Source organism: Terrilactibacillus laevilacticus, from assembly GCF_006517395.1.
GTDB classification, from domain to species: Bacteria; Bacillota; Bacilli; order Bacillales; family Sporolactobacillaceae; genus Terrilactibacillus; species Terrilactibacillus laevilacticus.
Map to the genome: position 1 here is coordinate 97,022 of NZ_VDCY01000009.1, position 25,645 is coordinate 122,666.

22 protein-coding genes are annotated in these 25,645 nt (G+C 39.2%); 21 read left to right on the forward strand and 1 reads right to left on the reverse strand.

Annotated elements, in window-relative coordinates; all coding sequences use genetic code 11:
- From purM to purD, 4 genes are all read left to right on the forward strand, one after another.
- Positions 1–1,038 (forward strand): phosphoribosylformylglycinamidine cyclo-ligase, encoded by a 1,038-nt coding sequence (purM, locus tag FG390_RS11180; RefSeq protein ID WP_141191119.1) that lies wholly within the window; start codon positions 1–3, stop codon positions 1,036–1,038.
- A complete protein-coding gene (gene purN, locus FG390_RS11185) occupies positions 1,031–1,621 on the forward strand; it encodes a phosphoribosylglycinamide formyltransferase (protein ID WP_141191120.1) in 591 nt (196 codons plus the stop codon). The genes purM and purN overlap by 8 nt, the downstream gene beginning before the upstream one ends.
- 74 nt (positions 1,622–1,695) lie before the next feature.
- Entirely contained in the window at positions 1,696–3,234 is a 1,539-nt protein-coding gene (purH, locus tag FG390_RS11190) for a bifunctional phosphoribosylaminoimidazolecarboxamide formyltransferase/IMP cyclohydrolase (RefSeq protein ID WP_141191121.1), read from the forward strand.
- Between the two features lie 98 nt (positions 3,235–3,332).
- Complete coding sequence (purD, locus tag FG390_RS11195; RefSeq protein ID WP_141191122.1) at positions 3,333–4,604, forward strand: phosphoribosylamine--glycine ligase; 1,272 nt, start codon at positions 3,333–3,335, stop codon at positions 4,602–4,604.
- Positions 4,605–4,654: 50 nt separating this feature from the next.
- Here purD and FG390_RS11200 read toward each other — a convergent pair whose 3' ends face one another.
- Positions 4,655–5,623 (reverse strand): DMT family transporter, encoded by a 969-nt coding sequence (locus tag FG390_RS11200; protein ID WP_141191123.1) that lies wholly within the window; start codon positions 5,621–5,623, stop codon positions 4,655–4,657.
- A 1,268-nt stretch (positions 5,624–6,891) separates the two neighbouring features.
- Between FG390_RS11200 and FG390_RS11205 the strand changes: the two genes are divergently transcribed.
- The 17 genes from FG390_RS11205 to FG390_RS16260 all read left to right on the forward strand — a co-directional run.
- Positions 6,892–7,305, forward strand: coding sequence for an Rrf2 family transcriptional regulator (locus FG390_RS11205; RefSeq protein WP_141191124.1), 414 nt, complete (start codon positions 6,892–6,894; stop codon positions 7,303–7,305).
- Between the two features lie 73 nt (positions 7,306–7,378).
- Positions 7,379–8,014 carry an NAD(P)-dependent oxidoreductase gene (locus FG390_RS11210; RefSeq protein ID WP_141191125.1) on the forward strand — a complete coding sequence of 212 codons (636 nt, stop codon included), beginning with the start codon at positions 7,379–7,381 and terminating at the stop codon, positions 8,012–8,014.
- Positions 8,015–8,438: 424 nt separating this feature from the next.
- On the forward strand, positions 8,439–10,175 hold the full coding sequence (locus FG390_RS11215) for an adenine deaminase C-terminal domain-containing protein (protein WP_373681551.1): 1,737 nt from the start codon (positions 8,439–8,441) through the stop codon (positions 10,173–10,175).
- A 216-nt stretch (positions 10,176–10,391) separates the two neighbouring features.
- On the forward strand, positions 10,392–10,694 hold the full coding sequence (locus FG390_RS11220) for a YerC/YecD family TrpR-related protein (RefSeq protein ID WP_141191127.1): 303 nt from the start codon (positions 10,392–10,394) through the stop codon (positions 10,692–10,694).
- Between the two features lie 309 nt (positions 10,695–11,003).
- Positions 11,004–11,696, forward strand: a complete 693-nt coding sequence (gene pcrB, locus FG390_RS11225; protein WP_141191128.1) for a heptaprenylglyceryl phosphate synthase — start codon at positions 11,004–11,006, stop codon at positions 11,694–11,696.
- 48 nt (positions 11,697–11,744) lie between these two features.
- On the forward strand, positions 11,745–13,964 hold the full coding sequence (gene pcrA, locus FG390_RS11230) for a DNA helicase PcrA (RefSeq protein ID WP_141191129.1): 2,220 nt from the start codon (positions 11,745–11,747) through the stop codon (positions 13,962–13,964).
- A 161-nt stretch (positions 13,965–14,125) separates the two neighbouring features.
- A complete protein-coding gene (gene ligA, locus FG390_RS11235) occupies positions 14,126–16,132 on the forward strand; it encodes an NAD-dependent DNA ligase LigA (RefSeq protein ID WP_141191130.1) in 2,007 nt (668 codons plus the stop codon).
- A 14-nt stretch (positions 16,133–16,146) separates the two neighbouring features.
- Entirely contained in the window at positions 16,147–17,325 is a 1,179-nt protein-coding gene (locus FG390_RS11240) for a CamS family sex pheromone protein (protein ID WP_141191131.1), read from the forward strand.
- 334 nt (positions 17,326–17,659) lie between these two features.
- Positions 17,660–18,529, forward strand: coding sequence for an AraC family transcriptional regulator (locus tag FG390_RS11245; RefSeq protein ID WP_141191132.1), 870 nt, complete (start codon positions 17,660–17,662; stop codon positions 18,527–18,529).
- 75 nt (positions 18,530–18,604) lie between these two features.
- The gene (locus tag FG390_RS11250) at positions 18,605–19,684 is read left to right on the forward strand and encodes a Gfo/Idh/MocA family protein (protein WP_141191133.1); all 1,080 of its coding nucleotides are present in this window, start codon (positions 18,605–18,607) and stop codon (positions 19,682–19,684) included.
- Positions 19,685–19,708: 24 nt separating this feature from the next.
- Positions 19,709–20,446, forward strand: a complete 738-nt coding sequence (locus FG390_RS11255; RefSeq protein ID WP_141191134.1) for a sugar phosphate isomerase/epimerase family protein — start codon at positions 19,709–19,711, stop codon at positions 20,444–20,446.
- A 3-nt stretch (positions 20,447–20,449) separates the two neighbouring features.
- The gene (locus FG390_RS11260) at positions 20,450–21,178 is read left to right on the forward strand and encodes a ThuA domain-containing protein (RefSeq protein ID WP_141191135.1); all 729 of its coding nucleotides are present in this window, start codon (positions 20,450–20,452) and stop codon (positions 21,176–21,178) included.
- Positions 21,179–21,184: 6 nt separating this feature from the next.
- Positions 21,185–22,153 carry a sugar phosphate isomerase/epimerase family protein gene (locus FG390_RS11265; RefSeq protein ID WP_141191136.1) on the forward strand — a complete coding sequence of 323 codons (969 nt, stop codon included), beginning with the start codon at positions 21,185–21,187 and terminating at the stop codon, positions 22,151–22,153.
- Positions 22,154–22,333: 180 nt separating this feature from the next.
- A complete protein-coding gene (locus FG390_RS11270) occupies positions 22,334–22,546 on the forward strand; it encodes a hypothetical protein (protein WP_181406474.1) in 213 nt (70 codons plus the stop codon).
- A 29-nt stretch (positions 22,547–22,575) separates the two neighbouring features.
- Positions 22,576–23,658 carry a Gfo/Idh/MocA family protein gene (locus FG390_RS11275; RefSeq protein WP_246092749.1) on the forward strand — a complete coding sequence of 361 codons (1,083 nt, stop codon included), beginning with the start codon at positions 22,576–22,578 and terminating at the stop codon, positions 23,656–23,658.
- 527 nt (positions 23,659–24,185) lie between these two features.
- Positions 24,186–25,256, forward strand: a complete 1,071-nt coding sequence (rsgA, locus tag FG390_RS11280) for a ribosome small subunit-dependent GTPase A (protein ID WP_373681552.1) — start codon at positions 24,186–24,188, stop codon at positions 25,254–25,256.
- Positions 25,257–25,508: 252 nt separating this feature from the next.
- Positions 25,509–25,645: transposase (locus tag FG390_RS16260; protein ID WP_181406475.1), on the forward strand; the 137-nt coding region annotated here is incomplete at its 3' end.

Here is a 25,645-nt window from a genome sequence, read left to right on the forward strand (position 1 = left end):
ATGTCAAACGCATATAAACAAGCGGGTGTAGATATTACAGCAGGATATGAAGCTGTGGACCGCATTAAACAACATGTGAAACGTACATTTAGACCAGAGGTTCTTGGTGGACTCGGCGGTTTCGGCGGCGCGATTGATTTATCCGCTGTCAATGTAAAAGAGCCTGTCCTTGTTTCAGGAACAGATGGAGTTGGAACAAAATTGATGGTGGCGATAGAAACAAATCGCCATGACACAATCGGTATAGATGCCGTCGCCATGTGCGTCAATGACATTGTCACTCAAGGAGCAGAACCTCTCTATTTTCTTGATTACATTGCTTGCGGTGGGCTCAATCCTGAGAAGATTGAAGCGATCGTTAAAGGTGTTGCCGATGGCTGTGAGCAAGCTGGTTGTGCCTTAATTGGCGGTGAAACAGCAGAAATGCCTGGTATGTACGGAGAATCAGACTATGATCTTGCTGGTTTTTCTGTAGGCGTTGTGGAAAAATCGAAACGTTTAACAGGTGAAACGATGAAACCAGGGGATGTTTTAATTGGACTTCCTTCTTCAGGTATTCATAGTAATGGTTATTCGCTTGTTCGTAAAATTATAAAAGATGCTGGTCTTTCTTTTTCAGATGCTTTTGAAGGAACGAATCAAACGGTGGCTGATGTGATTTTAACACCAACAAAAATCTATGTTAAAACAGCCCTAAGTTTAATTAACGCGACTAGAGTAAAAGGGATCGCCCATATTACGGGTGGTGGGTTATATGAAAATGTCCCACGTATGTTCCCAAAAGGTATTGGAGCCGTGATCGACACTCAAGCTTGGCCTAAACTTCCAGTCTTTGATTGGCTCATTGAAAAAGGCGATTTAAATGATGAGGATGTCTATAACACATTTAATATGGGAATCGGAATGGTTTTTGCCGTACCAGCTGATCGAAAAGAAGAGGCTCTTAACCATTTGAAGTCCATCGGGGAAACAGCTTATGTTATTGGTGAAGTGACAAATGAACCTGGATTAAGATTGGAAGGTTTAACACATGCCTAAGCTCGCCCTTTTTGCATCAGGAAATGGAAGTAACTTTCAAGCGATTGTTGATGCCGTTAAGAAGGGGCAACTTGATGCAGAGATACCCCTTCTAATCTGTGATCAGAAAAAGGCCTATGTCTTAGAACGTGCAGCCAAAGCAAACATTGAAGCACACACCTTTACCTTGAAAGAATATGGTAACAAACAAGCTTTTGAGGAAGCCATCGTCTCACTATGTCAACGTCATCATATTGACTATATTATTCTAGCAGGTTATATGAGGATTATTGGTAAAACCCTGCTTGATGCGTATCAAGGACGAATTATTAACATTCACCCGTCCTTGCTACCATCATTCCCTGGCTTGCATGCGATTGAACAAGCCTTTGATAAGGGTGTGAAAATTACAGGAATCACCGTTCACTACGTTGACGAAGGGGTCGATTCAGGACCAATCATTGCCCAAGCAGCGGTAGATATCCGTGAAGACGATACCATTGAATCTTTAACTGAACGAATGCATGAAACAGAACATGAACTTTATCCTAAAACCATAGCGAGAATACTAGAGAGAAAATATGTTCAAAAAGGTGACAAATAAAAAACTATCGATGAGACAAGCAGATGATGATTTGGAGACTTTTTGAACTTCAATTATGAAAGGAAGATTTGTAAATGACGGCAAAAAGAGCACTAATCAGCGTATCAGACAAAACAGGATTAATACCATTTGTAAAAAAACTCGTTGAAAAAAACATTGAAATCATTTCAACTGGTGGAACAAGACAATTGTTTGTTGACAATGGTATTCCAGTCAAAACAGTTGACGAAGTCACTGGTTTTCCAGAAATTCTAGATGGTCGCGTTAAAACGCTTCATCCTATGATTCATGGCGGATTGCTTGCTGTTAGAGAAAATCCTGAACATGTTAAAACAATCAAGGAACACAACATTCATCCAATTGATTTTGTCGTGGTGAACCTCTATCCATTCAAAGAAACCATTTCTCGTCCAGATGTAGCCTATGCTGACGCTGTTGAAAATATTGATATCGGCGGTCCAAGCATGCTTCGTTCAGCAGCTAAAAATCACCGAGATGTAACGGTTGTTTGCGATCCATCTGATTATAGTGCGGTTCTCGAAGCTATGAATGATGAAGGTGAAGTTCCATTTGAAATTAAACAAAAACTTGCGGCAAAAGTCTTCCGCCATACTGCAGCTTATGACGCATTGATTGCAGATTACTTTACGAAACAAGTGGGCGAAGAATATCCAGAAAAATTAACCGTCACTTACGAAAAGAAACAAGCTCTTCGTTACGGTGAAAATCCTCACCAAAGTGCCGCATTTTATAGCGAACCATTAAAAAATCAGTCTACAATTGCTGAAGCTGTTCAATTACACGGAAAAGAACTCTCATATAATAATATTAAAGACGCTGATGCAGCACTTGGTATTGTTAAAGAATTTAAAGATCCAGCAGCTGTTGCTGTTAAACATATGAATCCTTGCGGGATTGGTATTGGAGAAACCATTAATGCCGCATTTGATAAAGCATTTGATGCAGATCCGGTCTCTATTTTTGGCGGCATTATTGCCCTTAATCGTGAAGTAGACGCTGAGCTTGCTGAAAAATTGCATAAAATCTTCCTTGAAATTGTCATTGCACCAAGCTTTACTCAAGAAGCTCTAGATATATTAGAAAAGAAAAAGAACCTTCGTTTATTAACGATTGAATTTACAGATGATCAAAATACGGTTCCTCAATATACATCTGTACGTGGCGGTCTTCTTGTCCAAGACCTTGATACAAAAGGACTTGATGGTGTTGAACTTAAAGTTGTGACCAAACGCGAACCAACAGAAGAAGAATTAAAACAACTTAAATTTGCTTGGAAAGCTGTTAAACATGTGAAATCAAATGCGATTGTTCTTGTTAAAGATGATCAAACAGTTGGCATTGGTGCGGGTCAAATGAACCGGGTTGGTGCAGCGAAAATTGCGATTGAACAAGCAGGTGACAAAGCAAAAGGATCTGTTCTTTCATCTGATGCATTCTTTCCAATGAATGATACAGTTGAAACAGCTGCGAAAGCTGGGATAACGGCTATCATCCAACCAGGCGGCTCGATTCGTGACCAAGAATCGATTGATATGGCGGATAAATATGGTATCGCCATGGTAACAACGGGGATTCGTCATTTTAAACATTAATTGATCTTTCATTCTCGTAAAATAAAGATACCCATATAAAACCTCACCGCAACCGTTTGGGTGAGGTTTTATAACCATCGAATGTCTAGGAGGTTATTATGAAGGTTTTGGTTGTAGGTAATGGCGGAAGAGAGCATGTTCTAGCTTGGAAATTTGCACAAAGTCCAAAGGTGAACAAAGTATATGCGGCTCCTGGAAGCGATGGAATGAAAAATGTCGCAGAATGCGTCGCCATAGATGTTCTTGACTTCGAAGGACTTAGTCAATTTGCTAAAGAAGCTGAGATTGATTTAACAATGGTAGGCCCTGAAGTTCCACTTGTTCACGGCATTGTGGATCATTTTCAAAAAGAAGGACTAAAAATTTTCGGACCAACAGAAGCAGCGGCTCAAATTGAAGGAAGTAAACATTTTGCTAAGACGTTAATGACAAACTATCAAATTCCAACTAGTGAGTTTCAAACCTTTACTGACTATGAAAAAGCCAAACAATACATCGCTGAAAAAGGGGCTCCCATTGTACTAAAAGCCGATGGTCTTGCAGCTGGAAAAGGCGTTATTGTGGCTATGACGGATGAAGAAGCCGAGGCAGGTTTGAAAGAAATTATGCAGGATTCAGCCTTTGGTGAAGCGGGCAGCCAAGTTGTTATTGAAGATTTTCTTAAGGGTGAGGAATTTTCTTTAATGGCACTCGTTAATGGAGAAAATGTTGTACCACTTGCGATCGCTCAAGATCACAAACGAGCTTTTGAAGGAGACAAAGGATTAAATACTGGGGGCATGGGGGCTTACTCACCGGTACCACAAATTCCGGATTCAGTCGTTGAAGAAGCCATTCAAACCATTTTGATTCCAACGGCTAAAGCTATGGTTAAAGAAAACTGTTCATTCACAGGAATCCTTTATGCTGGTTTGATGTTAACAGCAAATGGTCCCAAAGTCATCGAATTCAACTGCCGTTTCGGAGATCCTGAAACACAGGTCATTTTACCACGATTGGAATCTGATTTTGTCCAAGCAATTGAAGATGTTTTAGCAGGTCAAACACCAGAGCTAAGTTGGACAAAACAAGTGGCTCTTGGAACGGTTCTTGCATCAAGTGGCTATCCAAAAGCCTATGACAAGGGTAACGTGATTCCGCATCTCGACGATTTAGATAATGAAGCTTTGGTCTTCCATGCTGGCACGAAAAAAGTAAACGGTGAATGGGTAACAAATGGAGGACGTGTTCTCCTCGTTGCAAAACTCGCCGATACTTTGCAAGAAGCTCAAGCGCAAGTCAATGCGAGTTTGAGAAAGATTGAGAGTGATGCAACCTTTTATCGTAAGGATATTGGGCACCGGGCATTGAAGGAATCCCATTTAAATTGAAAAAAATCAAACGAAACACACAGGCCTTTGTTTGACCTGTGTGTTTTTTGTTATGCGCTCACTTTTTGTTTAGCGGCAGATCCTGTTGCGTGCGATAAGTAGCTATGCAGCACCATTCCGATCATAATCACAAACATGCCAACCCAAGACAATAAGGACGGAAGAGGACTAGACAAAAGAACCATTTCCCCTAGCACTGTAAAGAGTACCTCCATTGACTGTGTGGCCTCGACAGCTGCAAGCTGTTGCATATTTCCTCTTACTCGATCTGTCGCATTGAAGAAAAGAATGGTGGCAATAACACCGGAACTGATTGCGACAATGATCGATTGACCCACTTGATTAAGGCTAGGCATCCCCGTTGAACTGATACCGAATACAGAAAGAACGAGCCAGAATGGAAGACTTGCTAGCGTCATCCCGAGTACTCTTTGATAAGTATCTAAACGACCACCGCTGACTTCCATCATTTTTCTGTTTCCAAGTGGATAGGCAAAAGAAGCCACAATGACGGGAATGATGCCAAATAAAACATCTTTTGGTGAAAATTGATTGGCTTGCTCAACTTGAATTAGAGCGATCCCTACTAAAATGATCATGGACATGAAGAGTCCTTTTATTGGGATTTTACCTCTCATTTTTAAGGGGCCTTGTGATGTTTGGATGATTTCATAAAAAAAGGGAGCTAGTAATGAGCCCGAGATAATGGTCATTTGCCAAGTTCCAGCGATGAGCCATCCAGGTGCAAAACTAGAGGCGAAACATAGTGGAGCGTAAAACAAACCAAAGCCAACAGAACTCCAAAGGATCCAACTCCATATATTTTCCTTCATAACACTTAGCAAATGAGACAAATTTTTTCTCATTAAGACAAGAAGAAGTAAAAAAGGAACCATAAAGAAATATCGCAAGGAACCACTCCAAATCCAGCTTCCTCCTGAAAGTTCCATCGATCGATTAAAAATAAAAGCAGCAGCAAAGAAAAAAGCTGCGAAGATGCCCAGTAGGATCGCTTGCAAAACATTCACCTCAAAACATTTTAAAAGTACAATCGTCAATATAATACGAAAACATATTTTCAATATATCAATTATAGTTTGAAAAGTGAATAAGTAATTTAATATGAAACGCTAATCAATGGATTTTTTATCCTAAGCTGATTCGATTCTATAAACTTAGGAAGTAGCTCAATTAACTCAGGAAGTGCCTCAATAACTTTGGAAGTGCCTCAATTAAGTCAAGAAGTGGCTCAATAACTGAGGAAGTAGCTCAATAACTTTGGAAGTGGCTCAAAGTGCCTCAATTAGGTTAGGAAGTGCCTCAATTAGGTTAGAAAGTGGCTCAATTAACTCAGGAAGTGCCTCAATAACTTGGGAAGTGCCTCAATAACTTGGGAAGTGGCTCAATTAACTCAGGAAGTGCCTCAATAACTTTGGAAGTGCCTCAATTAAGTCAAGAAGTGGCTCAATAACTTAGGAAGTAGCTCAATTAAGTCTGAAAGTGCCTCAATTAATTAGGAAGTGCCTCAATTAGGTTAGGAAGTGGCTCAATTAACTCAGGAAGTGCCTCAATAACTTTGGAAGTGCCTCAATTAAGTCAAGAAGTGTCTCAATAACTTTGGAAGTGCCTCAATTAAGTCAAGAAGTGGCTCAATAACTTAGGAAGTGCCTCAATAACTTGGGAAGTGGCTCAATTAACTCAGGAAGTGCCTCAATAACTTGGGAAGTGCCTCAATTAACTCAGGAAGTGCCTCAATAACTTGGGAAGTGCCTCAATTAACTTAGGAAGTAGCTCAATAACTTTGGAGGTGCCTCAATTAACTCAGGAAGTGGCTCAATTAACTCTGAAAGTGCCTCAATAACTGAGTAAGTACTTTAATTAATTCATGGTTCAACAATAAGTGCGTGTTCAAAAAGGTGAAAAATGAAAAGGGTTACTGGCTAAGTACGCTGGCATCCTGCAAGAAACGCCAGTTACTTGCCCGTCCTGGGCGTCGGAGGCTAAGAGCGGCGCTGTTTTGAGTACCAGCATTCCACATGATGTGGTAGCTTCAGGCGCCAGCCACAGGACGTGAGCAATTTTAGCCAGCACTCCTCTTGTATCCACTACATGAGGACCGGAAAAAAAAGTGGACGCCGAGATTCGTAGCTTATCATTTGGTGACTTTTTGAACAACCCCTTATAGTCTGAAAAGTGAATAAATAATTAAAAACTCGTCGATTTCTATTTTCGATTTAATTGACAATCCTTCTACCTGTAACTATAATGATTACAGGTGGTGGATCACATGATTAATAGTCGTCTAGCCGTCGCTATCCATATTTTAACCTTAATTGCATCTAGAAAAGATCAAGTAGAGATGACATCAGAGTTTATTGCAGGCAGTGTTAATACTAATCCGGTTGTCATTCGACGCATCATTGGAATGTTGCGGAAAGCAGACATTCTTAAGACTCAAGCAGGAGTTGCGGGAGCCGTATTAGCTAGAAATCCTGACCAAATAACACTCTTAGATGTTTATCGAGCTGTTGAACCAAGAGATGAACTGTTTTCGATACATGAGGATCCTAATCCAAATTGTCCAGTTGGAAAAAGAATTCAAGGTTCTCTTGATCATATTTTTCACCATGCCCAATCGATGATGGAAAGTGAATTATCTAAAAAAACGATAAAAGACATCTTAACAAGCATGTTTGCTTAATTAAGATGTTTCTTATATACAACATGTAACTGAAATGGTTACATCTATTAGCTTACAATGAGGAGGCACTTATATGAAAATAGGTATTATTGGAGCAACAGGAAAAGCGGGTTCCCGTATTTTGAACGAGGCGCTATCAAGAGGTCATGAAGTTACAGCAATTGTACGCCATCCAAATAAACTAGACAATACGAATGTGAGTGTTGTTGAAAAAGATATTTTTGATTTAACGAGAGAAGATCTTGTAAAATATGATATCGTGGTCAATGCATTTGGTGCGCCAATGGGTGAAGAACATTTGCACGTTGAAGCAGGGCGTATTCTCATCAATGCTTTAAAAGGAGCCACACATACACGTTTAATTGTAGTTGGCGGAGCTGGAAGCTTATATGTTGACGAGGCTCATTCAATTAAATTAATTGATACTCCTGAATTCCCGGATTTTGTAAAGCCAACGGCAGCAAATCAAGGAAAAAATCTAGAAGAACTAAAACAAACACCAGATCTTACGTGGACATTTATCAGTCCTTCAGCTTTGTTCGCTCAAGGTCGACGCACAGGAAATTATCGTCTCGGGAAAGACCAACTGTTAGTCAATAGTCAAGGGGAAAGTTATGTGAGCTACGAGGACTATGCTGTTACTGTCTTGGATGAAATAGAAGATCCTAAATATATTAACGAACGTTTTACGGTTGTATCGGAGAAGTAATAGAGGTTGTTCAAAAAGTCGCCAAATGATAAGCTACGAATCTCGGCGCCCGCTTGTTTTTCCGGTCCTCATGTAGTAAAAACCTACATTCTGGTCCTCAAAACAGCGCCGCTCTTAGCCTTCCGACGCCCAGGACGGGCAAGTAACTGGCGTTTCTTGCAGGATTCTAGCGCACTTAGCCAGTAACCCTTTTCATTTGCCACCTTTTTGAACACGTACTAATAGAAAAATAAGACGCTGGCTGGGAGGAGATATCTTTCAGCCAGCGTTTTTGTTTGCTGCATTATAGACCGATTTAGGTTTAAAACTTTAACCATTTAATCATTTAATGTATGATAGTAAAAGAGACAAGCGAACGATCGTGTGAAGTTATTAATTAATATATTGGCAATGGCAATATTTGATTTTGATAAGGAGAATGAAGATGCTAAGTCACCAATGGTCAATGGAGACAATGAGACGACAAACAGACATCATAACAGGAGCAGTCTCCCCATCATTAGTACTGGCAAACGGTGTATATTTGAATACCTATATAAAAAAATGGGAAAAGAGTAACGTATGGATTGATCAAGATCGTATTATTTATGTTGGAGATAGGCTTCCAAACAATTTAGAAAATACAAAGGTTGTAGATTGTTCAAATCGGTATCTTGTTCCAGGTTATATTGAACCGCATGTACATCCAACTCAGCTCTATAATCCGATGTCGATGGCAGAACACTCGGCAAAACATGGGACAACGACGCTAATATGTGACAATGCTATTTTTTATTTTCTATTAGATGATGAATCATCTTTTCAGATGATGGAAGAGTTAAATCGGACTCCCATTCAATTTTTTTGGTGGTGCAGATACGACCCGCAAACAGCTGTAAAAGACAATCCTTTCAATCAAAAGAGGATAAGCAAATGGTTGTCTCATCCACTCGTGATTCAAGGAGGAGAACTAACAGATTGGCCGGATGTTCTGCTTCAGGGAAATGATGAGATCTTAAAGTGGATGCAAGAAACGAAAGCTCAAGGACTGAAGATTGAAGGTCATTTACCCGGAGCATCTGAACGAACCTTAACACAAATGCGTCTTCTTGGTGTAACATGTGATCACGAAGCGATGACTGGAGATGAAGCGCTGACCAGACTTCGAACAGGACTTGCGACATCATTAAGGTATTCTTCAATTCGTCCTGATCTTCCAGACATTTTAGAAGACCTATTAGAAAAAGGAATTGAACATTTTGATCGATTGTTTATGACAACGGATGGTGCGACACCCAACTTTTTAAAACAAGGTGTCATGGATAAGCTAATCGATATTGCCATTGAAAAAGGTGTCAACTCGGCCGATGCCTATAGGATGGCCTCAAGCAATATTGCGTCTTATTACAATATGGATGATTGTTTAGGTCACATTGCTCCAGGTCGATTAGCTAACATTAACATCTTAGAGTCAAAGGTGAATCCCTATCCAATTTCTGTCTTATCTAAAGGTGTTTGGATAAAGAAAGAATCTGATATGATCAATGATTTATTTTCAGACCAAACATGGTCAGAATCATTAAGGCCCTTAAATATGAACTTAACCTTAACTGAAAAAAATTTAGAAGTGACTTCTCCGCTTGGAATGGATATGGTCAATGCTGTTATTGCAAAACCACTAGAATTAGATTCAATTCCGACTGATACAGATTTAGCTGAAGGTTTATTGTATCTATCACTTGTCGATCGAAAAGGAAAATGGATCACTAATACGATCGTCAAAGGGTTCGCAACTGACATACATGGTTTTGCATCGAGTTTTTCTTGTGCGGGTGACATTGTTTTAATCGGAAAAAACAAAAAGGACATGCTCATTGCCTTTGAGAGAATGAAGAAACGGGGCGGTGGATTAGTTTTATCTGAAAATGGGTCTATCCTGTATGACATTCCACTTCCTTATCTCGGGATGATGTCAGAACATTCGATGGAAGAATTAGCAGATGAAGACCAAGTCATGGCCAACTTATTAAGAGAAAGAGGCTATTCATTTGTTGATCCATACTTTAGTCTGTTATTTATCTGTTCGACTCATTTACCATACATTCGAGTGACTTCTCTAGGTCTCTATGATGTACTAAAGCGTCAGGTTATGGTTCCTTCACGTGAGATAGCTCAAGATTAATCATTCATTTACTTAACCATCAGTGGGGGATGAAGCAGGCTAAAAACGCGACGTCCTGTCGCAACGCCTGCACTAGCAAATCCTGTGCGTCGAAAAACCCCCACAGATGGAAGTTTCACTTTACCAATCAAAGACAATTCTTAAGAGTACATAGCTTTAGTCATGAAATTTTTAAGCTGTACTTATATCTATCGAAATCATAAAGGAGGGATTGCGTTGCAAATAGACAAACTCCGAGGAGAAATGTTGGATCAATTATTTGACGCTATCTTAACATTAGAAAATAGAGAAGAATGCTATCGCTTTTTTGATGATTTATGTACCATGGGCGAAATCCAATCTCTTATGCAGCGTCTTGAAGTGGCTCGTATGTTAAAAGAAGGACGTACCTATCATCAAATCGAAGAAAATACAGGTGCGAGTACTGCAACAATTTCTCGCGTGAAAAGATGTATTAATTATGGAAACGATGGTTACCAAATGACACTTGAAAGATTAAATGAACAAAAAAGTGAATAGATCTAAACATTTACTTGAATAGATGTTAAGCTTAGTAGTGCTGAAAAAATCTACTAAGCTTTTTTCAATTTCGACAGAATAGAAAATAAAGGCTCTTGGAATGTGAACAAATGTTCGATTTTTTACTAATTCTAGCTGTCGATTCGTTCAGTTTATGATAAACTAGGAGAAGTATTAAGGACATTAATTTAATGATGATTGGATTGCGAAAAATGGCGAAATAGCCATTAACATTCGATAAAATAGATCAAGAAACGATATAAATCTTTTTGTCTAAATTGTTGTGTTGGAGGAAGGAGCAGCATAAGGGTGAGCACATATCGATCATGGCGACATGTTTTTAAATTGGATCCAAATAAACCTATAGAAGATCATGTTCTAGAACAACTATGTGAATCGGGTACCGATGCGATTATTGTTGGTGGAACAGATGGAGTAACTCTCGATAATACATTATATCTTTTATCACGAATCAGGCAGTTTGCTTTAGATTGCGCCCTTGAAGTGTCAACACTAGAGGCCATCACACCTGGTTTTGATTATTATTTTATCCCGTCTGTATTAAATGCACAGGATGTTACTTGGCTGGTGGGTAAGCAGCATGAAGCCATGAAAGAGTATGGAGATATCATCGATTGGGATATCGTCGTCGCTGAAGGTTATTGCGTGTTGAATTCTGAAGCCAAAGTAGCCAAGCTTACAAGTGCAAAAACAGAATTAACTAGCGAAGATGTGGCAGCCTATGCTCAATTGGCAGATAAATTTTTGCGTCTACCTGTTTTTTACGTAGAATATAGTGGTCAGTTTGGAGACATGGACACACTTAAACAGGCAAAACGACAATTAAATCATGCTCAATTATTTTACGGAGGCGGCATTTCGACGGCGGAACAAGCCACGCAAGCAGCAAACTATGCGGACACCATTGTGGTTGGTAATGTTATTTATGAAGATGTAAAACAAGCATTAGAAACGGTGACAGCTGTAAAGAAGAATCAGTGATGATCATGACTTTTATATAGATCGAATTAAAAATAGGATGGTGGTATTATGCAAGGGTTTTCTGAACACCTCTTGGATGGGTTGAACCCTCAGCAATTAAAAGCAGTGAAACATTCTGAAGGACCATTATTATTAATGGCGGGAGCAGGCAGTGGTAAAACTCGTGTCCTGACGCATCGCATCGCTCATTTAATTCTAGAGAAAGATATTGCACCATGGAATGTACTTGCTATTACATTTACAAATAAAGCGGCCAAAGAAATGAAAAATCGGATTACAAGTCTTGTAGGTCCTCTTGCCAATGATATATGGGTGTCAACTTTTCACTCCATGTGTGTCCGGATTTTGAGACGAGACATTGATCGAATTGGGATCAACCGTAATTTTTCAATCTTAGATACAACCGATCAACTTTCTGTGATTAAAAATATATTGAAAGACAAGAATATAGATAGTAAAAAGTTTACGCCACGAAGTATTCTTGGTACGATCAGTTCGGCAAAAAATGATTTGAAGACGGCTAAGGACTTCAATAAAGTGGCTGTTGGCCCTTATGAAGAAGTTGTTCGTGATGTTTATCAAGACTATGAAAAAAGACTACGAAAAAACCATTCCTTAGATTTCGATGACCTCATTATGACAACGATTCAACTCTTTCAAGAAGTACCAGAAACACTAGAATATTATCAACGTAAATTTCAATATATTCATGTTGATGAGTATCAAGATACAAACCGAGCCCAATATTTACTTGTGAACATGCTTAGTGATCGGTTTAAAAATCTATGTGTTGTTGGGGACTCTGACCAATCCATCTATAAATGGCGCGGAGCAGATATACAAAATATTTTATCTTTCGAAGAAGATTATCCGAATGCTGAGGTTATCCTTCTTGAACAAAACTATCGGTCAACGAAAAAAATTCTCGCAGCTGCGAATGGAGTTATCCAAAATAATCCACGTCGTAAACCAAAAAAGCTTTGGACTGAAAATGTGGACGGGGACATGATTACCGTCTATCAAGGTGGGACAGAACACGAAGAAGGTTATTATATTACTGGGAAAATGAGTGAACTAGCACGTTCGGGTTATCGGTATGCCGATATGGCGGTACTCTACCGGACCAACGCCCAATCGAGGGTGATCGAGGAAACGCTTGTCAAATCAAATATTCCTTATCGTATGGTAGGCGGCACGAAGTTCTATGACCGAAAAGAAATTAAAGATCTATTAGCCTACTTACGGCTCATTGCAAATCCAGATGATGATATCAGCCTTGCTCGAATTGTCAATGAACCAAAACGAGGAATCGGACTAGCTTCAATGGATCGACTGGCCGATTATGCGATTAGCCAAGATCTTTCTCTAATGGGAGCTATACAAGAAATTGAACAAACAACGGTTTCAAAACGAGCAGCTAGTGCCCTATCAACCTTTGGTGAACAGATGATGAACTGGGCAAAAATGCAAGAATTTCTCTCTGTAACAGAATTAATAGAAGAGGTTCTTGAGAAAACAGGCTACCGTCAAGCATTAAAAGATGAACGAACGATAGAAGCACAAAGTCGTCTCGAAAACATCGATGAATTTTTATCCGTATCAACAGAATATGAAAAGAATAATGAAGATAAGTCATTGATCGGATTTTTAACTGAACTGGCCCTTGATTCAGATATTGATAAAGAGGAAGATGATGAACAAAACCAAAGTGATAATGCCGTGACGTTAATGACATTGCATGCGGCCAAAGGTCTTGAATTTCCAGTTGTCTTTTTAATTGGGATGGAAGAAGGAATCTTCCCTCACATGCGTTCATTGGAAGATGAAGAAGAGATGGAAGAAGAACGTCGTCTCGCTTATGTTGGGATTACGCGGGCTGAAAAAATGCTATTTTTAACATGTGCTAAGTCCAGAACGCTCTTTGGACGAACCACAATGAATCCAAAATCTCGTTTTTTACAAGAGATTCCGTCTGACTTATATGAAGACCTTTCACCAGAGCAAGAGATGGGCCGTTTTCAATCAACCAGCCGACGTGAACGTCCAGCCACATTTGCACAGAAACGTCCTTTCTTAAAACAAAACAACCAAAATTCATCAACAACTTGGAAAGTTGGAGATCAAGTTCTTCATAAAAAGTGGGGGAAAGGAACGGTTGTGAGTATTAAAGGCAGTGACGAAAGTAAGGAACTCGATATTGCTTTTCCAAAGCCAGTGGGCTTGAAACGTCTTTTAAGTGCTTTTGCTCCAATTGAAAAAGTTAGATGATGGGGCGTTAACGTATGTAACCATCCCCAATCAAACTTCAATGGCAATTTTGAAAGGTTCTGCACAATATGGTTTAACCAACGTCTAAGTTGACAGTTTTTGGATCCAAATGATAGTAAAAGGGACGTTCCTATATTTTGTTGAGGAAAGGAGTGGAATCTATGGATCAAGAGATTGTGAAACACGTTGAACAATTAAGGAAACAATTAGACGAATATAGCTATGAATACTATATTTTAGACAAACCAAGTGTCCCTGATAGTGAATATGACAAGTTGATGCAAGAACTGATGCATTTGGAAGAGGAAAATCCAGATCTTGTTACACCAGACTCCCCGACCCAACGCGTTGGGGCAGCTCCGCTGAAAATGTTCCATAAAGTGGATCATCGCATTCCCATGTTAAGTTTGGCTAATGCATTTAATGAACAAGATCTTAGAGAATTTGACCGGAGGGTACGTCAAGGCTTAGGGCACGATGATGTCGCTTATGTATGTGAATTAAAGATTGACGGACTTGCCATATCGTTAACCTATGAGAACGGAAAACTAACCTTAGGTTCCACGCGAGGCGATGGCTATACAGGTGAAGATATCACATCCAATTTAAAAACGATTAAATCTATTCCACTCAAATTAAGAGAAGACGTGAACATGGAGGTACGCGGAGAAGCTTACATGCCTAAATCATCCTTTGAATCGTTGAATAAAAAACGGAAAGAAGATGGTGAAGAACTGTTTGCGAACCCGAGGAATGCAGCAGCTGGATCACTGCGTCAATTGAATCCCCAAATTGCTGCGGAACGAAAGCTGGCTGTCTTTATGTATTCTTTAGGTGAACTTCAAGGTGAAACGATTGAATCTCACAGCAAGGCTTTGGAACGTGTCCAAGCTTTAGGACTTCGTACCAACCCAGAGTGGCGGCGTTGTCAAACGCTTCAGGAAGTCTTTGAATTTATTCAGTACTGGACCGAGCATAGACCAGATCTTCCATATGAGATTGATGGTATTGTCATTAAAGTGGATCGGTTAAGAGATCAAGAGACACTAGGTTTTACAGCCAAAAGTCCACGCTGGGCGATTGCTTATAAATTTCCAGCAGAAGAAGTCGTGTCTAAACTTGAAGGAATTGAACTCAGCGTTGGTCGTACGGGTGTCATCACACCAACTGCGCTATTAACTCCTGTGGTTGTTGCAGGAACGACGGTCAAAAGAGCGTCCCTTCATAACGAAGATTTAATTCGTGAGAAAGATATACGAATTGGGGATGCTGTCGTTGTTAAAAAAGCGGGAGATATCATTCCTGAAATCGTCAATGTTTTAACAGAAAAACGAACTGGTGAAGAAAAAAGTTTTGCGATGCCGATAGAGTGTCCAGCGTGTTCAAGTGAACTCGTTCGAATTGAGGGAGAAGTCGCCCTAAGATGCATCAATCCAAAATGTCCAGCACAAATAAGAGCTGGCTTAATTCACTTTGTCTCTCGTAATGCCATGAATATCGATGGTTTAGGTGAGAAGGTCATAACTCAATTATTTCATCACCATTTAATTAAAGATGTGGCAGATATTTATCGGCTAAAATATGATGATTTAATCCAACTCGAGCGTATGGGGGAAAAGTCTGTTCGTAATCTACTTCAAGCTATTGAGTCTTCTAAACAGAATTCGCTTGAACGTTTATTATTTGGGCTTGGCATCCGGTTTATCGGTGCAAAAGCAGCCAAGCTCTTAGCTCAATCATTCAAAACGATGGATGCTCTCATTAAAGCAACAAAAGAGGAAATTTTAGCTGTTGAAGAAATTGGTGACAAAATGGCAGACGCCATCATCACTTATTTTCACAATGAAGACATGATAAGGCTTATCGAAGAGTTAAAGCAGTATGAAGTTAACATGGTTTATTTAGGACCAGATCCAGCAAAAGCTGAAGAAATAGATTCTTTGTTTAGTGGAAAAACAGTGGTTTTAACAGGTAAATTAGAACAGATGTCTCGCCCTGAAGCAAAAGCAGAGATTGAAAAACGAGGCGGTAAAGTAACAGGCAGTGTAAGCAAGAGTACGGATCTCGTTGTCAGTGGCTCTGATGCAGGATCAAAACTAAAAAAAGCCCAAGAACTTGGCATTGAGGTTTGGGATGAGCAACAATTTATAGGAGCTTTAGAGACATAAGAGGAGTGTTTTTTATGAAAAAATGGTTGGGAGTTGTAGGCCTACTCTCACTCAGCCTAACCTTAGTTTTATCAGGATGTAATCTGCCATGGTCATCTGATAACAATAAACAGAACGTGATTAATTCTTCAAAAGGGAATAAACAAACAGCAACTTTGATACCTAAGATAGATAGTAAAGATTACCAAAGTTTAAAACCAACTGGAAATACGTCAGACTCCACGCGTGGGTATATCGGATATGGTGTCAATAATCGTGTAGATATTGATCAACTTGAAACTGGACTCATGAATATGTCAAAGTCGGTCTTCAGCCCCGATGATTATGTATTCCAAAGTGGGCAATATCTAAGTGAAGCGGATATCAACAACATGCTCTATCGTAAAAGTAAAAAGACGCCAAATGGATTGAATCCACCGCTTGGAAAAGGTCAAAGTGTCAGAGATCAAGCGATGAATAGTCCCAAAATTCTTAGCTATATCCTTGAACAGGATTATTTAAAAAGTACAGGGAAAAATAAATATGAGCTTGGTGGCGTTTCTCTTGCCATCTCTCTTAATCAGGTCTACACAGATAAAGTCACAGATAAATCTGGCAAACAATACGATGTGCAAAAAACCTTAAATGTTAGTCAAGTTAAACAACAAGGTAAAACGATCGCCCAAAAAGTCTTGCAGCAAGTTCGCCAAAAAAATGGACTCGGAAATGTGCCGATCTTTATCACACTATACGCCGAGGCACCGGATAGCTCACTAGTGCCAGGTTATTTTTATTCTAAAACGTATGTGTCGAATAATAGTGGCTCCATTGGTAAATGGGAAAATGTAAATGAAGATAATGTCTTGTTCCCTTCTGACAAGTCTAAAAGCAAGTATAAATCTGATAATGAACTTTTCAACAACTTTAAGACAGATGTCTCGAAATATTTCCCAAACTTCATTGGTGTTACAGCCAAAGGAAGATATGAAAATGGAGATTTAGTTGATCTTAATTTCCAAATCTCGATTAAATTTTATGACAAAACAGAAGTTATGGGATTTGCGAGTTACGTCACATCTCTAGTAAAAGATCGTTTTCCATTCTCAAAAAATATCCCAGTGCAAATTAGCATTATAACGCCAAATACTCAAGAGGCAGTTATTGTGTCTAATCCCGATATGGACGAACCGTTTGTCCATGTGTTTGAACAATAATATTCATTTGATGAAACCCAATGTTCATGTTGAACATTGGGTTTCGTTATGTGGTCAAGAAAGAAGGAGTCTACCTCGTCATTGAAGAATATTCTTATTAAAGTACGTGTTCAAAAAGGTGACAAATTAAAAGCAAGAAGGTCAAGGCGGCGCCGTTTTGAGGACCGGAATGTAGGTGTTTACTACATGAGGACCGGAAAAACAAGCCAACGCCGAGATTCGTAGCTTATCATTTGGTGACTTTTTGAACAACCCCTTAAACAGTCGCGTATATTTTGAAGAATACATAATACAGATAAAGTTAGAATGCTTCGCTTAAATAAGAGGTGAGAAAATGGGTTTATACCTAGAAATACCAGTTCTCAATAAGCAATTTCCTTTTCGCAGCTTTATTAATCAAGGTCATCAGTTGGTTTCACCTCATTGGCATAAAGAAGTTGAAATCATCTATGTGTTCAAAGGATCCATTAATATTGGCGTAAATGATGAGCCGATTCATGTAAAAAAAGGAGAAATTCTCTTTATAAATGGAGGCGATATTCATTACATTCTAGCATCTTCCGATAGTGAGAGATTCGTCATTCAGTTCGATTTAACTTTTTTTCAAGAGATTTCCACTATGAACGTGATTGAGAAAAATTTACGAGATGCTTTTAGCCAGATGAAAAATTCAAGTACGGAATGGAATAAAACAACAAAAGATAAAATGGTGAAAATCATCGAGAACATTCAGGAAGAGAATACAAAAAAACAAGAAGGCTATCCTTTTGTAATCAAGGCAAAATTATATGAAATGATGGCTTTGATTTTTCGAGAAATACCAGAGAAAGAGTCTGAAGACACTTCAGATAGCCAACTCACCAAGACACAAGAAACATTAGAGAAATTGGATCAGATTTTTTCCTATGTAGAAAGTCACTATAAAGAAGGGATTACATTACAGGATATTGCCAAGTATAGTGGTTTTAGTACATATTACTTCACAAAATTTTTCAAGAAAAATACAGGGACGACATTTATCAAATTTTTAAATGAGTATCGATTAAATAAAGCGAAATGGATTTTATTAAATGGAAATTACACTGTGACCGAAATTGCCGAGATGGCAGGATTTACGAGTGTTAAGACGTTCCACCATTTATTTAAAGAGGTCATGGGTGTGTCCCCTCTAAAATATAGGAAGACAATATCCGGGAATAATTGAACAAGAATATAGGAAGAAAAATTGCGATTTGTTCTGTATAGTGTTGTTATCAACTAAATAAATGGAGGTTTTCATATGACTTTGAAGGTTGGAATTATTGGCTGCGGTGGTATTGCAAACGGGAAACATATGCCAAGTCTTGCAAAATTAGACGAAGTTGAAATGATCGCCTTTTGTGATGTGATCGAGGATCGGGCGATAAAGGCTAGCGAGAACTTTGGAACAGAAAATGTAAGCGTATACACTGATTATAAGGATTTACTTAATAATAGAGAAATCGATGTAGTCCATGTCTGCACGCCGAATATTTCACATGCGGAAATAACCATTGCAGCCCTTGAAGCGGGAAAACATGTGATGTGTGAAAAACCAATGGCAAAAACATCGAAAGAAGCGCAAGAAATGATTGATGCAGCTAAACGTACAGGAAAAAAATTAACGATCGGCTATCAAAATCGGTTTCGAAAAGACTCTGAGTATTTGCACGCCATTTGTGAAGAAAAGGCCCTTGGAGACATCTATTATGCCAAAGCCAAGGCCATTCGCCGGAGAGCTGTTCCAACATGGGGTGTCTTTCTAGATGAGGAAGCCCAAGGCGGCGGACCACTCATTGATATAGGTACTCATGCACTCGATTTAACGCTATGGATGATGGATAACTATAAACCTAAATATGTCGTGGGCAATACTTATCATAAACTATCAAAAACGGAGAATGCGGCCAATGCTTGGGGTCCATGGGATCCAAACCAGTTTACTGTGGAAGATTCAGCTTTCGGTTTCATTACAATGGAAAATGGCGCAACAATTGTTCTTGAATCAAGCTGGGCCCTTAATTCGTTAGACGTAGGGGAGGCTAAAACAAGCTTGAGTGGAACGAAGGGTGGCGCAGATATGGAAGATGGCCTGCGCATTAATGGCGAAGATCATAGCTTGCTTTTTGAGAAAAAAATTGAACTTGAAACGGGTGGCGTTGATTTTTATGACGGTACAGGTGATGATCCAGCTTATACCGAAGCGAAGCAATGGATTGAAAGCATTTTAAACGACACTGACCCTGTTGTTAAACCAGAACAAGCCTTTGTCGTCACGCAAATTTTAGAAGCGATTTATCAATCTGCCAAAACCAATCAACCTGTGTTCTTTAATAAATAAGAGTTGGATCGAGGAGGTCCTTGGATGATGCCGGTTGCCCTACAGCTTTGGAGTGTTAAAGATGTGTGCGAAAAAGATTTTTTTGGAACTTTAGAAAAGGTCTCAGAAATGGGCTATGATGGCATTGAATTCGCAGGGTATTATAATGAATCCGCACAAAACATCAAAGAAAAATGCACAGAATTGGGATTACAAATTGTTGCCTCACATATACCAGCTGAGAAAATATTAAATGATCTAGATAATGTTATTTCTTTTGAAAAGGAATTAGGAAACAACTACATTGTTTGTCCTTATGCGTCATATGATACCAAGGATGAATGGAAATCCTTTGCATCAAAGTTAAATGTGGCTTGTAAAAAAATTGAAGATGCTGGAATGACATTAGTCTACCACAATCATCATCATGAGTTTCATAAACTTGAAGATACGTATATCCTTGATTATTTGCTCGAGATGGTACCTCATTTAAAAGCAGAACTTGATACGTATTGGATTCAATATGCGGGAGTAGATGTCGTTTCATACATGTCTCAATACGACAATCGGACGCCATTTATTCATCTTAAGGATATGAAAAAAGAGCCAATGGAAAGCACTGAAATCGGTAAAGGCGTACTCGATATTACTCGATTTGTAAAACAAGCCGAGAACCAAGGTGTCGAGTGGCTCATCATTGAACAAGAGGCATTTACGAAACCATCATTAGAAAGTGTTGAAATAGGCTTAATTAATTTGAAGCAACTAATTGGAGGGGACTAACTCATGGTGAATGTGACCGTTTGGAATGAATATCGACATGAAAAAAGTGATGAGGAAGTCAGAAAAGTTTATCCAGAAGGCATTCATGGCCAGATTGCCAGCTTTTTAGAAGCGTCTTCATTTAATGTTCGTACGGCAACATTAGACGAGCCAGAACATGGCCTATCGGAAGAAGTTTTGGCTAATACGGATGTCCTCGTTTGGTGGGGACATATTGCTCATAAGGAAGTGTCAGATGAGATTGTGGAACGCGTTCATAAAAAAGTCTTAGAAGGCATGGGACTCGTTGTTTTGCATTCAGGTCATATGTCGAAAATTTTCATGAAGCTTATGGGCACAAGCTGTGATTTAAAATGGCGCGAAGCCGAAGAAAAGGAAAGACTTTGGGTTGTCAATCCGAGTCACCCCATAGTAGAGGGTCTCGGTGAATATATCGAACTCGAAAAAGAGGAAATGTATGGTGAACACTTTGACATTCCAATTCCAGATGAACTGATTTTTATGAGCTGGTTTGAAGGCGGGAATGTGTTCAGAAGTGGCTGTACATATCGGCGAGGGAACGGAAAAATATTCTACTTTCAACCAGGACACGAAACGTATCCAACCTATTATCACGAAGACATTCAAAAAGTCATTATTAATGGCGTGAAATGGTGTCAGCCGACAACATATAGTTACCCAAAATACGGAAATTCGGAAGCCTTAGAGAAAATACAACCAAAAGGAGAATGATGGACGATGAAACTAGGCGTATTCACCCCTTTATTTGCAAATTTAAGTTTAGATGACATGTTGGAAAAAGTCTCAGCAGCAGGATTAGACGCTGTAGAAATCGGCACAGGCGGTAATCCAGGAAATGACCACTGTCCTACAGATGAATTATTAGAAAGCGAAGAAGCAAGAAAAGCTTATTTAAAAAAATTTGAAGATAAAGGCATCATGATCAGTGCTTTCAGTTGTCATAGCAATCCGATTTCCCCAAATCAAGAAGAAGCCAAGGAAGCGGATGACATTTTACGAAAAACGATCAAACTCGCGGCTACTATGAACGTTCCTGTTGTAAATACTTTTTCAGGCACGGCAGGAGACAGCGACGATGCGAAAGCGCCAAACTGGCCAGTTATCCCTTGGCCAACCGTCTATAGTGATATTAAAGAGTGGCAATGGAAGACAAAACTCATTCCTTATTGGAAAGAGATCGGTAAGTTAGCTGAAGAAAACAAGATCAAAATTGGCATCGAATTGCATGGAGGTTTCCTTTGCCACACACCGTATACCATTTTAAAACTTCGTGAGGAAACTTCTGATGCAATCGGCGTAAATTTAGATCCGAGTCATTTATGGTGGCAAGGAATCGATCCTGTTGGTGCCATCAAAATACTCGGTAAAGCAGGTGCCATTCACCATTTTCATGCTAAAGATACGTATCTCGATCAAGACAATATTAACATGTATGGTCTAACAGACATGCAGCCGTATGGAGAAGTCCAAACAAGAGCCTGGACGTTCCGATCTGTTGGCTGTGGCCATAGCGTCTCCGTTTGGTCGGATATCATCAGCGCTCTCCGCACTTATGGATATGACTACGTTGTCAGTATCGAACATGAAGATCCTTTGATGTCCATTGATGAAGGACTAGGACGTGCTGTCACCAATTTGCAATCCATTTTGATTCGGGAAACCCCTGTGGACATGTGGTGGGCATAAGGTTGCTTGCTCTCAGTTTTGCAATCTAGCCTAATGTGGCGCAATTCCGTTGTGAGTGGCGCAATTCCGTTGAGAAGTGGCGCAATTCCGTTAAGAAGTGGCGCAATTCCGTTGTGAGTGGCGCAATTCCGTTAAGAAGTGGCGCAATTCCAATTTGAAGTGGCGCAATTCCAATGTGAAGTGGCGCAATTCCAATGTGAAGTGGCGCAATTCCAATTTGAAGTGGCTCAATTCCGTTGTGAAGTGGCGCAATTCCAATTTGAAGTGGCTCAATTCCGTTGTGAAGTGGCGCAATTCCAATTTGAAGTGGCTCAATTCCGTTGTGAAGCGGCTCAATTCCAAAGTGAAGTGGCGCAATCCCAAACTAATGTTGTGCACTTTGATCATAGATGAATATAGATCACATATGTAGGAGTGATATAATGAGCAAAAAAATGTCTCTCGTTATCGTTGGATTCGGAGGTATGGGAAGTTATCATGTCCAGTTGATAGAAGGTAACAAAAATATAAAAGTATCTGGCGTCTATGATATTGCAGATGACCGCCAACAAGTGGCATCGAAGCTTGGTTTTAAAACGTATCCAAGTTTGGAAGCGGTATTACAAGATTCAACGGTAGATGCGATTCTGATTGCGACACCAAATGATGTTCATAAGGAGATAGCGATAAAGGCTTTAGAAGCTGGAAAGCATGTCGTCTGCGAAAAACCTGTAACGATAAATAGCCGGGATTTATTAGACATTATCGATGTAGCAAAAAAACATGATCGCGTGTTTATGGTGCATCAAAACCGTCGCTGGGATGAAGATTTTGTGATTGTGAAAGACATTTATGATCGTCATAAAATAGGCGAAGTTTTTCATCTAGAATCGCGTGTTCAAGGGGCGAATGGCATCCCTGGCGATTGGCGTCATTTGAAGGCCCATGGTGGAGGGATGGTGCTTGATTGGGGCGTTCACCTCCTCGATCAATTGCTATTCATGGTAAAAGGCAAGATTAATAGTGTCACAGCCAACTTGAGCTTTGCACTTGGAGACGAAGTAGATGATGGTTTTATTAGTTATATTACTTTTGAAAATGGAGTCACTGCCGTGATTGAAGTTGGAACGACGAATTATGTGAAACTTCCTAGATGGTATATTAAAGGGACTGAAGGAACAGCCTTGATACAAGATTGGGACTTAAGCGGAGAGATGGTCACTCGAAATCAATCAGCAGAAAAATCGGAGCCTAAACCTATTCGCGCAGGTCAAGGCTTAACCAAAACAATGGCCCCACCATCTGAATCTGCGACGATCCGTCATACAATAGAAAAAGTTAAAACAACTATGCCAAGTTTCTATGATAACTTTGCCGCTGTCATTAATGATAAATCGGAACCTATCGTAAAAAATGAAGAAGTTTATCGCGTGTTAGTTCTCATTGAAGCGATCTTTAAAGCAGCCGAAACGGGTGAAGTGATTAAGGATTTTGACGTTCTTAATCAACCTCAAACAAATAGATAAGATTTTCTTAAAATATGCAGTTTTAGATCTATAATATAAAAACTCATTGAATTAATTAAAAATTGGACTTATGTAAAACTTCCATTCCTCATTTACTTATGGTAAACTTTATTTAAATAATAGTCAGATAATCGAAAGGAGAGATGTATGATGGCGAATATGAATAGAAGGACCTTACCAAATCTCATTGCCGTTTGTCATACTGTCTCCATAGATAAAATATAAAGTCAAACTCCTGATTTTTTATTTATATCTAAGTGTGGACAGTATGGCGTCACACACAGGGTATAAATAGCTAAAGAAGCATGCAGCTAAAAGACCGTGTTGAGCGGTCTTTTTTGCGTTTTAAGAAAGAAAAATTCAAGGTATAAAGTATAAGTGCAACTATCATAGATCTTCTTCGATTAAGCATCGAGTTGTCGCGGAGGCGAAGCCGTAATGACACATTCTAGGCCTATGTTCTCGCGCCTTATAGGCCACGCAATCGGCAAGTTTTCTTTAGTTGCAAAAAATAGGAGGAAATCACATTGACTTATCATTTATCCGATTTTGGTTGGAATGAAGCTTTACAAACAGAAAATCAAAGTAGTATAGCGGAAGGGCAAACCATCGCCCGAGTTATCTCAGAATATAAACAACAATATAAAGTTTTAACAGAAAATGGTGAACTTTTTGCTGAAATCACAGGTAAAATGCGGCATGAGGCTTTAAGTCGAGAAGATTTTCCTGCCGTAGGAGATTGGGTAGTTGTAGAGGAAAGACTTCAAGAACAAAAAGCCACGATCCACACCATATTGCCACGTTTTAGTAAATTCTCTCGGAAAGCAGCTGGGAATCGTACAGATGAACAGATTGTCGCAACAAATATGAATACAGTATTTCTTGTCATGGCATTGAATCGAGATTTTAACCTAAGAAGATTAGAACGGTATCTTATGATGGCCTATGAAAGTGGAGCCAATCCAGTGATCATTTTAAGTAAAAGTGATCTTTGCGAAGATATTGATAATAAAGTTTCCGATGTGGAATCCATCGCTTTTGGAGTTCCTATTTATCCCGTTAGCGCAAAAGAAAATACAGGAATGAATGAACTAAAAAATTATTTAGGTAAAGGGCAAACCATCGTGTTTCTTGGATCTTCAGGAGCTGGAAAATCAACGCTTACTAACTGGCTTTGTGGAGAAGAGATTCAAAAAGTAAGTTATATCCGTGAAGATGATGATCGTGGGAGGCATACGACAACGCATCGTGAGTTAATCGTACTTCAGAGCGGCGGGGCTATCATTGACACACCAGGTATGCGGGAGCTTCAGCTTTGGGATGCTTCTGATGAAAGTGTTTCTCATAGTTTTTCAGATATCGAAGAACTTACAACCCAATGTCGATTTAGAAATTGTACGCATCAGAATGAACCTGGGTGTTCAGTTAAAGAAGCACTTGAGGAAGGAAAATTAGAGCAGTCACGTTTTAATAGCTACTTGAAATTACAAAGGGAGCTCGCTTTCCTTGAACGAAAGATGGACAAACAAGCGCAATTAAAAGAAAAAAACAAATGGAAAAAGATTGCTGGTGATCGGACAAGAAAACACCGCCACTAAACATGAAATCTCCTTGCTGAGTATGCTTCAGCAAGGAGATTTTTTACATTAATATTTAAATTTTATAAAATGAAGTTTGATTTCAAATATAATAATTCCTAGATTATTCATAGTTGAATCACAATTCCTTGGAAAACACGATTAAATCAACAAATAATTCATATTTGATTTTTCACTAAATAAGTGAAAAGGAGCCCTTCCTTTGATATTGTATAAGTAACCACACCAACACAATTCAAGGAGGACTCCATAATGAAAAGTGTAATCGAAAAGTCACTTAACTTCAACAAAAGAATTAAGGTTAATTTTGATGGTGGGAACTTAACCTCAGACTCAGGGTTATTATTGTATAAGGAATTTGATGAAAAAATTGGGCTAAGTCAGTCTAT